Genomic DNA, 10825 nt, shown 5'->3' with positions numbered 1-10825 from the left:
GATCCGGCGACGGAACGAGGTTCAAGAGAACCAGCCCAGCACGCGCGCACTCTGCGCGACGATGGCCGTTCCCATACGGTTGACGAGCGTCGTCTTGTCGTTCGCGTCCTCCCCGGTGGATCCCGGAAGAACCCTCGCCCATGCCAATGCTTCGGCGGACGCCTGCGCAAAGGCGGGAACCGTCCGCACGGCGAGCTGGGCGAGCATGCCGGCGAACCGTTCCCGGTCTGCCGGAGTCGCGCCGCATTGTTCGAAGAACCTCTCCCAGTGGCGCAGTTCGATGCGCTCCCACCGATACTCGCCGCCGATGCTCATCGCCAGTTTCCTCTCCCTGCGCCGGGTGTCGTAGGCGAACAGGGACGCGATGTCGTAGAGCGGGGCCAGTCGAGGAGGTTCATGCGCGGGTTCGAGGATCGCATAGTTCTTGGCGTGCGCATCGGATCCCCCTATCAGATAGTTGAACATCAGCGCTTTGACGAATGTGTCCGTATCCTCCTCCGGAAACCCGTTGCCGTTCATGTATCGCACGATGTCAACGGCCCCGGGGCCTCCGTCGGATTGGTACTTCCGATCGGTCATGACGCTCATCGCCTGACAGAAGTCCTCCTGATGGATCCGCCTCACCGTGGCAGGGACGACGGTATCGTCGATGACGCGATCCCAGCGCTCGCTGACGATCGCCGGGACGCCGCCGAACACCCGGTAGTCGGTTCTGGCGACGGGCAACCCCAGCTTTTCGGCGGTTTTCATACATAGATATTCGTTGAACGCCTGTTCTCTCAGTCCATGTATGCCCGGCTTGATGATATGCGTGGTGGCGGCGGACCCCTCGGCCTCATACCATTGCCCATTCGTGTACCGAAGGGCGAGTTTGTCCTGAGCGCCGTTCAGGGACCAGTGCTCCTCCCCGCTCTGCCAGGATGCCTGCTGATCGCCGGCGATGGCAAGCAGTCGTTGCCCGATGCGCTCCTCGCTGATGGGGGTGATTCGCCCATCCGTCGGTACAGGGCCATCGGTGTTTTCCTCCGTGTCCGGCACGACGAATTGGACTCCGCCGCCGCAGTCCAGTCCCACTGCGGTCAATAGGGCGAACGGGTTGCGTGGATTGACGCCGTACAGCCGTCCGATGCGTTGTCGTATCGCCGGATCGTCGGGAAGGATGCCGTCGATGTACGCCTCGATCGGAGCTCCCTCCCATGGATCGGCTTTGCGGGGCATGGACAGCGAGAGCTGCATCGAATCGGGACTGGTCGGATCGTAGATGAAGCTGTGCCTGCCGGTCGCGTCCTCACGCAGTTCTCCGATGTGGCGCCCGTTGAGCAGGACGTCAAGACTCTTGATCTTCGTCATTGCGCTCCTTTGGCGTTCGCTGCGACGTATCGCTCGGATCGTCCGGTGTGGGTTCCTTTGCCGACTCGTCGGTCATCGACTCGTCGGCCATCGAAACGGTACTCGTCGGCTCCTCGGAGGAAAGGTTGCGCAAGGCGGCGAGATAGGGGGCCGTCGGGAAATTCGCAAGCGATTGCAATTGCGCGGATATGTCGGCCATCTGTTCGGGAGAGGGAGCTTGGAAATGCTGGAAATGCTTGGTGGGATTCCCCGGTTGGCCCGACTGCCGGGCGATCGGTCGGTCGGTCGCTTTCGAGCCCGTGACGTAGGTCTCGCCGGACGGTTCGGTCGCGGTCGTGTCGTTGCCCCGTGTGGTGTCGGGTCGCTCCGGTGCGTCGGCGGGAGTGCCGTATGAGACGGTCAGGTTCACTTCGAGCTCGCGGCAGAGCAGCAATATGCGGGATATGCTGGCGTTGTTGATTCTGCCTTGCTCGAACTGGCTGATCCACGGACGGGTCAGTCCGGTCCGTTCGGCCAGTTCCGCTTGGGTGATGCGCTTCGTCACGCGGGCGTCACGCAACGCCACCGTCAGCTGTCTGATGGATCGGATGTTGCTTGATATTCCCATCGTCGTCCTATGTTAGATTTACCGAACATCTTCCGTATTGTTCGTTAATTCTAACATATTTGACTTATAAAATGTAAGAGAAATCTAACATCCAGATACTTGAAATTGACTTGGGATTGACTTCGTGACGTATGGTGACGGAGTGTATGGCTGATGCCGTCAAACCGGCCGTCAAACCGGCCGCCGAACCGGCCGTCTCGTGACTCTCGCCTAGACTCACGCCACGGCGTCGAGGATGGTGTTCACACCTCGGGCGATCTCGCCGTGGACGCGCACGAACACCTCGCGCGACTTGCCGTGCGGGTCCTCGGTCTCGGCCGCCTCGGGCAGGAACGGGCGGACCATCGGCGCGGACGCCATCGCCTCGCGCAGCCGGTCGGCGGGGGAGTCGCCCGGAATCGCCACGGCATCCGCCCGCAACCTCGCGCACACGTTGACGAAATCGTCGAACAGGAACGTCCGCCGCGCGGCGAGCGGGTTCTGCGCGAGCAGGTCGGCGATCTGCTCGCGTTCGAAGCACAGGATCAGGTCCGCGGCTCGGCTCAGCTCGGCTGACAATGGCGTCGAGCGGTGCGCGGTGGCGTCGATGCCGTCCGCGGCGAGCAGTTCGACGACCATCGGGTCGGCGGGATGCGGTGGGTATTGCAGGGTCCCGGCGCTGCGCACGTCGGTCCCGTCTTCGGCCCTGCCGTCGGTCCCGTCCGCCGACCGTCCCGCGCGCGCCGCGAGCCCGGTCCTCATCAGGTATTCGCCCATGACGGAACGGCACTGGTTGCCGGTGCACACGAACAGGATCTGCATAATGGTCGACCGCCCTTCCCGATGCGATGGTGATTTCCGATTCTAACGAAAGAGGGCCGGAACTGTGTGTTCCGGCCCTCCATCATGTGAGGTTTTCAGCGACGGCTCGTCTTGCGCACCGCGAACAGCGCGACGCCGGCCGCGGCCAGCAGCACGGCGGCCACGCCATACGGGGCGATGGCGGCGCCGGTCTTGGCGACGGTCGCGCCGGCCGTGATGGAGGAGACGCCGCCGGTCGTGTCGGAACCGGTCGTGCCGGAACCGGAGGCGGACGAGTCACCGGACTGATCGCCCGCGCCGGTGGCGGGCAGCGTCACGGTGGCGGAGTGCGTGCCGGACGCGGCGGACACGGTCACCGTGACGGTCTGTCCCGCCTGATTGGGCTGGAAGATGTAGCGCAGCGACAGCGATCCGTCGGACTTCGCGTTGAATGTGCGCGCGCCGATCTGCTGGACATCGCGGATGACGTTGTCGTCCCACGTCACGGTGACGGTCTCGTTCGGTTCGAACGTGCCGGACTGGAACGTCACGGTCGCCGTGGTGCCGGAGACGGTGACGTTCGCTCCGTACGGTTCCGCGACGGCGGTGCCGGCGGCGAGGCCGAGGCCGAGCGTGGCGATGATGGTGGCCAGAACGGCCACGATGGTTTTCTTCATGTCAAGCGTTCCTTGTTCTTCTTGTTCCTGCGTTGCGGGTTGTGATTCGGCTGCATCGGGTTTCGCCCGCGCATCCTTTGCGTGCTCTGCGGCGTAATCGCCGCGTGTCGCGATTCGTCCGTGGTTTCCGCCTGTACGCGTATAGTCCCCCTACCATACACCCCCGTATGCTCCCCCTTATTGCCGGTTCGTATGGTGGTATGTACCCCGTCGACGGGGGGTGGGGTGGTCGGCTCATTATCGTTAGCGCGAACAACCGCATGAATCCGGGAATTTGTCAACTCCCGTCAGGAGAACGGGTGCATCGTTTGATGAGACACGCCGACGCCGGTTGCCGGTCGAGCATCCGCCTGTTTTCGGTGATGCCGCAGTGCCGTTGCGACGTTGCCGTGATGGTGTAGTTCGGGGGTATCGTGTCATGCACGAGATCCTGCTCTTGTGGACAGTATAGGGGGTATTCGTCGATGGGGCCTGCGGAACGGGGCTCGGGGAGTACCCGACGGGTCTCGGGTGTACCCGTAACGGTCGGCCCGACCATCGCGAGGAGGGCCCGGCGCCTCCGGCATATATGGACATCTTGTCTAGCACTGTCGATTGCCCCTCATATCGATCGCTCCTAGGATGTGAAACCGGAATATAGCGGCGGATGGTCGGCCGATTGAGGATGGGGTGTGATCACGATGGGTGCATCGCGAACGATGAACGATGTAACGGTGAAGAGCAGGGCGATCAGGCGCATGACGGCCGCATCGGTCGCGTTGATCGGCGCCTGCGGACTGGCGTTCGCGGTGCCGTCCTCGGCGATGGCGGCGGCCCCCTCGACCTTGAACCCGGGCGTTCCGTCCTCCATCTCCGCCCCGACGTCGGCGGGCTCCGGATCGCGTGATCTCGGCGGCACGCTTGAGCACATCCACAACACCAACACGCAGATCAAGCAGGACATCGACACCGAGATCGAACACGCCGGGCAGGTGCACGACCAGATCCATCAGGACGCGGACGCCCTGCGTCAGCATCACGAGCAGGCATGGCAGGACGCCCAGCAGACGCACGACGACATCAAGAACGCCGTCGACGGCGCCTACGACCGCGCGCACGAGCGCCACGAGATCATCCATCAGGACATGGTCGACAGCCAGCAGCATCTCGACCAGCTGCACTCCGATCTGAAGGCCGAGCACGACCTCATCAAGCAAAATCACCTTGAATGGGTCGCCGCGCGCGAGGAGTGGCACAAGGATTTCCAGCAGTCGCTGAACGACTCGCTCAACAGCGTGCCAAACGGCAACGGTTCCACGGGCAATGGCGGCAACGGATCCAACGGCAACGGCTCCTCGAACGGCTCCGGCCCGAACGGCGGCTCGACCACGACCGCCGGTTCCACGACGAACGGCACCGTGACCAACGCCTCGCAGAACACCGCGGCCGGCTCGAACGGTTCGAACGCGAACGCATCCGGCAACGCCGTCTCCAACGCCGTGCGCGGCACGCTGGCCCAGACCGGCGTCGCCCTGCCCGTGCTGCTCGCCGTCACCCTCGGCCTGTTCGCCGCCGCCTACCTGCTCAAGGTCATCGCCCAATACCACTCCGAAACCTCCGGTGCCTCCGAGAGTTCCGAGCACTGAGTCATGACCGGGGCCTTGATCCCCGCGACATCTCCCGCGACTGCTCCCTCGCCACCTGCCGCAACGGTTTCGGCGACGGCAGCAGCCTGAACGTCGCGCCGTTCGTGATCAGCGCCCGCGCCACGCGCCAGGCGAATTCCGCACACGACGCCTCATCCGAAATCGTGTCCGCCGCGGCGATGATGACCGTCCACTCGCGGCTGCGCAGCAGCTCCCTCTTCTCCTGATCCCGCCTCCATTGCCGTTTGTCCGTCCGATGCTGATCGCCGTCGTACTCGACAGCGACGTGCTCGTCCGGCCATGCCAGATCGAGCGTCATCGCTGCACCGGACCTGAACGAGGCGTTCGGCACCACATGATTCGTCTCGGGCGTCGGGAGTCCATGGCGCAACAGGCAGAGCCGTATCTCCGACTCCTTGGGCGAGGCGACATTCGGCATCAGCAACGACGCCGCGAGCGCGCATGTCCTTTTGCCCCTGAATGGATCAAGTCCGAGTACGGTGTCGATGAGCCGGTCGCGGATGATCGTACCGTTGCCTCTCATGGGCGCGGGCTGATTCCGCTCGACGGCGGTGATGATCGAATCGCCGAGAATCACCAGTTGCTCAAGATCCATGTGATCGGCCATCTGCGCCCACGTCAGAAACAGATTGAGGGCGACGACGAGCTTGTTGATGCGTACCAGATGCTGTGAACCGAACTGCTTCCACACGTGCGGATGCGTCGGGGGATTCCGGCGACGAATACGTCTGCTCGTCGAGCTGCACACCGTATGCAATGCCTCCGCATCCAGATCACACGTCGGCAGCGGCACGCCCTGCAGGATCAGCGAGGTGGTCATGCCGAAGAGCATCGGCTGTCCGTGGATCTTCGCCGCAGCGGTGCAGCGCTCGATCATGGCGCGTTTGCGTTGGATGAGGCTTTCGTTCATGGGGATGGTTGTCTGTGTATCCATCCCGACACCGTATCCGTCCGATTCCGCTCAAGTGAAGCGAAACGCGCCCCTGTGGACGAAGCCCTTCCCGGGTGGATGAGCCCTCGGACTCCTCCGTACACCGGAGATCCGTGCGATTTCGATGAATCGTCGGCTTGAACGGGTGATCGGAACTGCTTGATCTGTTGGTCGATTGTCACAACGTGCTCAATCCGGGTGTCTATCGCACGTTGTGTACAAGTTTCGTTGTCACAACGTGTTATTTCGGGTGATTCATGCAAGTTGTGACAAGAGCACCGCCCAGTGCCGCCGATCTTCGTCATTCAGAGATCACAGGAATGGCGGAATTCCGCGCTTTTGAGTTTGAGCGGTTATCGACTAGGGGCTTGATCGGCTGGTGTTGTTGTCACAACGTGAAATTCGGAGTGATTTCGTGATGTTGTGACAAGGATTCTTGTCACAACATGATCGGAAAGCCGTTTGGGATCACGTTGTGACAATGGACCTCATGCAGTGGCGTTGAGAAGGAGGGAGGAGGGGAGAGGCAGTGATCAAAAAGGGGACAGAAGAGTAAAAGAAAAAGGATCCCCGCGGTGTGCGAGGATCCCTGGGACTCAATATGGAACACAGGTCAGTAGCTGTGCGCGCTGAGCCAGTGGTTGTAGGCGCCGGTGATGCCGCCGTAGCGGGAGTTGCAGTAGCCGACGAACCACTTGAACTGCGTCTGGTAGTTGGTGGCCCAATCCGCGCCCGCGGAGGCCATCTTGGAGCCGGGCAGCGCCTGCGGCAGACCGTACGCGCCGGAGGAGGGGTTCGTGGCGCGCGGGTTCCAACCGGACTCGTGGTTGATGATGTACACGGCGGCGGTGAAGTCGTTCTCCGTGTAGCCGTTGGCGATCAGGTAGTCATGCGCCCACGTCTGCATCTCGGAGGCCGGGACCGTGGTGCCGAGCGAACTCGACGACGATGCGGTGGACGACGAGGACGACGACGTCGAACCGGTGCCGACGAGCACGATCTTGTCGGTCGGGGCGGTCTTCACGTACGAGGCGAACACGTTCGACTCGACCACCTTGCCGCCCGCGCGGGTGACGAGGCTCGTGGTCTCCATCGTGCCGACCTTGCCCTCCTGCTGGACCTTCTCGGTGCCCTTCGGCAGCGCGGCGGTCTCCTTCTTGACGGTGTTGAACGCGATGTCCGTGTCGTTGGTCTCGAGCGTGGCGCCCGCGCGTTCGATGGTGATGACGGTCGATTCGGTGACCTTCGTCGTCAGCGAAGGCGTCACCTCGTCGCTCGGGTCGAGCACGATGTCGCCCTGTTCAAGCACCGACTTGACGTCGGTGAAGTCCGTGCCGAGCACGGTACGCGACTTGCCGTTGATCTTGACGGTCACGTACGAGGTGTCGTCACCGAGCGAGCCACGCGCGCCGCCACGGGAGACGGTCGACGCGTTGTCGGTGGCGGAGAACTCGGTGACCGGTGCGACCTGCTGCGACTGCTGGTAGAAGTTGCGCGACACCACCGCCGCGCCCGCCAGCATGGCCACTGCCGCGATCACGGCGATGATACGGATCCACTGTCGCCTGCTCAATGATTTCAGGGTAGGCGTTTTCCTGCGATGATTCGCCATTACGCTCCTTAGCCTTGGTAAGCCTCTGGCACATCCCATGACCGGCTTGCGGCGATGCTGCGGTATACGATGACATCGCCGTGGTGAAGCCGGACCTTTATACTGCCGACCATCCTACCCCACAGGGAAGAAGAATTGCTAACTCCTTCGGCTTTGCGATAACTATGCCGACCCATGCCGACCATGCCTACTATGCGCGGAACGCCGACTGCCCCGCGTCCTTCCGATGCAACATGCGCACAGAATGCATATGCTCGAAAAGTCGCGGGGCAGTCGTGATCGGGGATGAACGGCGGTCTACTCGGCAGTGCCGTTGCCGCCCGAACCCGAGCCGGAGCCGCCAGTCTCGCCGCCGTTGCCAGTACCGCCGGATTCGGTACCGCCGTTGCCGGAGCCGCCGGTCTCGCCGCCATTGCTGCCGGAGTCGGTGCCGTTGCCGGAACCGCTGTTGCCCGAGTTATTGCCCGAGTTATTGCCCGAGTTGCTGCCGGAACCAGAGCCGGAACCGGTCGATCCGGTGCCGGCACCGCTGCCGGAACCGGACGTGTTCGGCCTGGAGGTGGATCCCGTGCTTCCGGTGTAGCGGTTGTTGCTGGTGCCGCTGGAGTTGCTGGAGTAGCTGCGGCTGCTCGAGTACGAACTCATCGAGTCGTTGACCGCGTTGGTCGCGTTCTGCAGCGCCGTCAGCGAGCTCTGTAGATCCTCGAGTTTCGGATCGCTGGCGTTGATGAGGTTGTTCGCCGCGTCGATGGCCGACTGCAGGGTCTGACGGGTGGAGTCGTCCGCCACCGCGCCCTCGCTCTTCGTCATCAGCGTCTGCGCGTCGGTCACGGCCTGCTGCAGGGTGTCCTTCGCCGCCTTGACGTCGGCGTCGTTCTTCTCCTGCTGGCTGTCGGTGACGGCCTTGAGCGCCGAGTCGACCGTCTTGATGTGGCTGTTCAGCGTGTCGGCGAGCTTCGAGTTCTCCTCGGCGCGGCTGGTGAGTTCCCTGGTCGACAGGCTCGCATCGCAGGCGACCACCTTGCCCGCGCCGCTGGCGTCGGAGACGGCGGTCTTGAGCTTGCTGATCGTGGTGGCGTCGGACACCTGGTCGATGCTGAGCTTACTGGCCTCGTCGGCCTTCCGCAGCGCTTCGGCGAGCGTGTCGTTCGCGGTGTTCACTTCGTTCGAGGCGGTTTCGCAGCTGGAGATCGCCTCGTTGAACGCGTTTTGGCTGCGGTACCGCTGGAAGAAGACCGTGCCGCCGACCGCCGCCGCGACGAGCGCGGCGACCACGACGCCGATGATGATCGGCTTGCGGCTGACCGTGCGGCTTGCGCCGCGTGATTCGCCGTCGCGTCCGCGATCGCCTCCGCGGCCCGAGCCGTCGGATCCGCCGTTGGCGTCGGCATCGGCCGAATCGTACGATTCGTCGATCTCATCGGCTTCGGTCGGCTCATCCGAGACGTCTTCGAGGTTCTCGAACGCCTGATTGCCGCCATCCGCGACCTTGCCCAGATCGACCGCACCGGGAGCGATCACCGGGCTTGGGGCCGATCCGGTGGCGGAAGGACGCCCGCTGGCGGGCACGTTGATGTTGAGTGGCGGCAGCACGGTCGTCTCCGAACCGGAATCGGCCGGGAACGCAATCGCCGGGCTCGCCGGGGCCATCGAGGCCGGCATCGGCGCGGGCGTCGCAATGGGCGTGCCGATCGCCGGCGCGGACGACGGCACCGACGGGAAGGTCAGGCTCCGCTTGACCTCCTCGGGCGAGGGGACGCCGCTATGCTCGTCGATGTTGGGGAATGACAGCGCGGGAATGTCCCAGTCGTCGTCACCCTGCGGATTGAGCAGCGAGGAGCCGTTGAACCGCACGTTGTTCGCATCGATGCCGCTGTTGATGCTCGGCTTGTCCGCCGGATCGGGAATGCCGTCCGGCGTGTTCTCCGTCTGCTTCGGATTCGTCATAACTCTCCATTACCCCCTATGATTCACTGCGCATCATCATAGTCGAGACGAGTGGAGATGGAACGTCCACGCGGAAGGTGAATCAGGCCTCCTGCGCAGACGCATCGGCCTGCGCGGCCGCGAGGTCGAGCTTCTTGGCCTGCGCGATCAGGTCGTCGAGGTCCTCGGCGCGCAGCGCGCCGGCCTGCTGGAACACGATCTGGCCCTGCTTGGCGATCATCAGCGTCGGCACGGCCTGGATGCCCGCGGCGGCGGCGAGGTCCTGGTTCTGGTCGATGTCGACCTTCGCGAAGACGATGCCCTTGTTGTCCGCCTCGTCGCTTGCGGCCTCGAAGATCGGGCCGAACGCCTTGCACGGGCCGCACCAGGTGGCCCAGAAGTCGACGAACACGATGTCGTTGTCGTTGATGGTCTTCTCGAACTCGGCGGAGGTGAGGGTGGTGGTTGCCATGGTGAAGCTCCTTATGTACGTGTGTACGTGATATGCGCGATATGCGATCGCTCCCGTGCGCGCGGGGTCGTGCGCACACATACCCACCAGCAAACCAGCACGGGACAACAAAGGCAAGGACTTGCGCCGACAGGTGATTCGGATCATTGCCCGGTCACGCGAACGCGCGATAATGGGACGCATGCCAGTGATGAATGATGAGGTGCCCGAGGAGGGCGACTTCGACGCCGACCGCCCCCGCGGTGAATTCGACCATGTGACCCCGGAGGACTTCATCCGCGGTTCCGGCCACGGCAACCCGCCCGGATGGCTTGATCCGGCGGACATCAACCGCGCCCGCAGCCAGATGCCCATCGCCTACGTGGAGATCGTGCCGGTGCGCACCGACGAGTTCGGACGCATCGCGCAGATCGGCTCCCTGCTGCGCGTCACCGAGGACGGGTCGATCGAGCGCGCGCTGATCTCCGGGCGCGTGCTGTTCCACGAGACGCTGCGCGAGGCGATCGCCCGCAACGTCGCCAAGGATCTGGGTGACATCGCCCTGCCGGTGCTGCCGATCAACCTCCAGCCGTTCACGGTCGCCGAGTTCTTCCCGACGCCGGGGTTGTCCGAATACTTCGATCCGAGGCAGCACGCGATCGCGCTGTGCTACATCGTGCCGATCGCGGGCGACTGCCGTCCGCAGGACGAGACGCTCGACGTCGAATGGGTCAACCCCCACTCCGAGATGCTCGACAAGTTCCTCGCCCAGATGACCAACGGCCACGACCGCATCGTCCGCAAGGCCCTGGAATGGGCCTCCATATGAGGCCGATGAGGCGGAT

General features: G+C 63.7%; 11 protein-coding genes. 3 read left to right on the top strand and 8 right to left on the bottom strand.

All coding sequences use genetic code 11. The features are described 5' to 3' along the window. Positions 1–21: 21 nt before the first annotated feature. The 4 genes from CSQ85_RS04510 to CSQ85_RS04495 all read right to left on the bottom strand — a co-directional run bounded on the left by CSQ85_RS04510 (position 22) and on the right by CSQ85_RS04495 (position 3414). Entirely contained in the window at positions 22–1350 is a 1329-nt protein-coding gene (locus CSQ85_RS04510; protein ID WP_150383008.1) for a type II toxin-antitoxin system HipA family toxin, read from the bottom strand. Continuing rightward, positions 1328–1957, bottom strand: a complete 630-nt coding sequence (locus CSQ85_RS04505) for a helix-turn-helix domain-containing protein (protein WP_150383007.1) — start codon at positions 1955–1957, stop codon at positions 1328–1330. The genes CSQ85_RS04510 and CSQ85_RS04505 overlap by 23 nt, the downstream gene beginning before the upstream one ends. 216 nt (positions 1958–2173) lie before the next feature. Continuing rightward, positions 2174–2758 carry an arsenate reductase/protein-tyrosine-phosphatase family protein gene (locus CSQ85_RS04500; RefSeq protein WP_150383006.1) on the bottom strand — a complete coding sequence of 195 codons (585 nt, stop codon included), beginning with the start codon at positions 2756–2758 and terminating at the stop codon, positions 2174–2176. 95 nt (positions 2759–2853) lie between these two features. Next, the gene (locus CSQ85_RS04495) at positions 2854–3414 is read right to left on the bottom strand and encodes a hypothetical protein (RefSeq protein WP_150383005.1); all 561 of its coding nucleotides are present in this window, start codon (positions 3412–3414) and stop codon (positions 2854–2856) included. Between the two features lie 698 nt (positions 3415–4112). Here CSQ85_RS04495 and CSQ85_RS04490 point away from each other — a divergent pair. After that, on the top strand, positions 4113–5039 hold the full coding sequence (locus CSQ85_RS04490; protein WP_150383004.1) for a hypothetical protein: 927 nt from the start codon (positions 4113–4115) through the stop codon (positions 5037–5039). Position 5040: 1 nt separating this feature from the next. Here the strand turns inward: CSQ85_RS04490 and CSQ85_RS04485 are convergent, their stop codons facing one another. Beyond that, on the bottom strand, positions 5041–5880 hold the full coding sequence (locus tag CSQ85_RS04485; protein WP_223846829.1) for a hypothetical protein: 840 nt from the start codon (positions 5878–5880) through the stop codon (positions 5041–5043). On the opposite strand from CSQ85_RS04485, the gene CSQ85_RS13025 reads away from it, so the two are divergent. After that, positions 5879–6073 (top strand): hypothetical protein, encoded by a 195-nt coding sequence (locus CSQ85_RS13025; protein WP_190972894.1) that lies wholly within the window; start codon positions 5879–5881, stop codon positions 6071–6073. The genes CSQ85_RS04485 and CSQ85_RS13025 overlap by 2 nt on opposite strands. A gap of 531 nt (positions 6074–6604) precedes the next feature. On the opposite strand, the gene CSQ85_RS04480 is transcribed toward CSQ85_RS13025, so the two are convergent. From CSQ85_RS04480 to trxA, 3 genes are all read right to left on the bottom strand, one after another. Then, positions 6605–7603, bottom strand: a complete 999-nt coding sequence (locus CSQ85_RS04480; RefSeq protein WP_150383003.1) for an aggregation-promoting factor C-terminal-like domain-containing protein — start codon at positions 7601–7603, stop codon at positions 6605–6607. A 297-nt stretch (positions 7604–7900) separates the two neighbouring features. Continuing rightward, entirely contained in the window at positions 7901–9550 is a 1650-nt protein-coding gene (locus CSQ85_RS04475; protein WP_150383002.1) for a hypothetical protein, read from the bottom strand. A gap of 82 nt (positions 9551–9632) precedes the next feature. Next, positions 9633–10001, bottom strand: a complete 369-nt coding sequence (gene trxA / locus CSQ85_RS04470) for a thioredoxin (RefSeq protein ID WP_150383001.1) — start codon at positions 9999–10001, stop codon at positions 9633–9635. Positions 10002–10182: 181 nt separating this feature from the next. Here trxA and CSQ85_RS04465 point away from each other — a divergent pair, with 181 nt between their 5' ends. Beyond that, positions 10183–10809 (top strand): NUDIX hydrolase family protein, encoded by a 627-nt coding sequence (locus CSQ85_RS04465; protein ID WP_150383000.1) that lies wholly within the window; start codon positions 10183–10185, stop codon positions 10807–10809. The last annotated feature ends 16 nt before the right edge of the window (positions 10810–10825 follow it).

The sequence above is a fragment of the Bifidobacterium rousetti genome (assembly GCF_008698235.1).
Classification (GTDB): Bacteria; Actinomycetota; Actinomycetes; order Actinomycetales; family Bifidobacteriaceae; genus Bifidobacterium; species Bifidobacterium rousetti.
The sequence above is the reverse complement of the archived record's forward strand: the minus strand, read 5'-3'. Positions and strand labels throughout refer to the sequence as shown.

Coding starts and splice junctions, on each gene's coding strand:
- CSQ85_RS04485 (WP_223846829.1), bottom strand. CDS start 5,880: ATGACCACCTCGCTGATCCTGCAGGGCGTGCCGCTGCCGACGTGTGAT.
- CSQ85_RS04475 (WP_150383002.1), bottom strand. CDS start 9,550: ATGACGAATCCGAAGCAGACGGAGAACACGCCGGACGGCATTCCCGAT.
- trxA (WP_150383001.1), bottom strand. CDS start 10,001: ATGGCAACCACCACCCTCACCTCCGCCGAGTTCGAGAAGACCATCAAC.
- CSQ85_RS04510 (WP_150383008.1), bottom strand. CDS start 1,350: ATGACGAAGATCAAGAGTCTTGACGTCCTGCTCAACGGGCGCCACATC.
- CSQ85_RS04490 (WP_150383004.1), top strand. CDS start 4,113: ATGAACGATGTAACGGTGAAGAGCAGGGCGATCAGGCGCATGACGGCC.
- CSQ85_RS04465 (WP_150383000.1), top strand. CDS start 10,183: ATGCCAGTGATGAATGATGAGGTGCCCGAGGAGGGCGACTTCGACGCC.
- CSQ85_RS13025 (WP_190972894.1), top strand. CDS start 5,879: ATGCCGAAGAGCATCGGCTGTCCGTGGATCTTCGCCGCAGCGGTGCAG.
- CSQ85_RS04480 (WP_150383003.1), bottom strand. CDS start 7,603: ATGGCGAATCATCGCAGGAAAACGCCTACCCTGAAATCATTGAGCAGG.
- CSQ85_RS04500 (WP_150383006.1), bottom strand. CDS start 2,758: ATGCAGATCCTGTTCGTGTGCACCGGCAACCAGTGCCGTTCCGTCATG.
- CSQ85_RS04495 (WP_150383005.1), bottom strand. CDS start 3,414: ATGAAGAAAACCATCGTGGCCGTTCTGGCCACCATCATCGCCACGCTC.
- CSQ85_RS04505 (WP_150383007.1), bottom strand. CDS start 1,957: ATGGGAATATCAAGCAACATCCGATCCATCAGACAGCTGACGGTGGCG.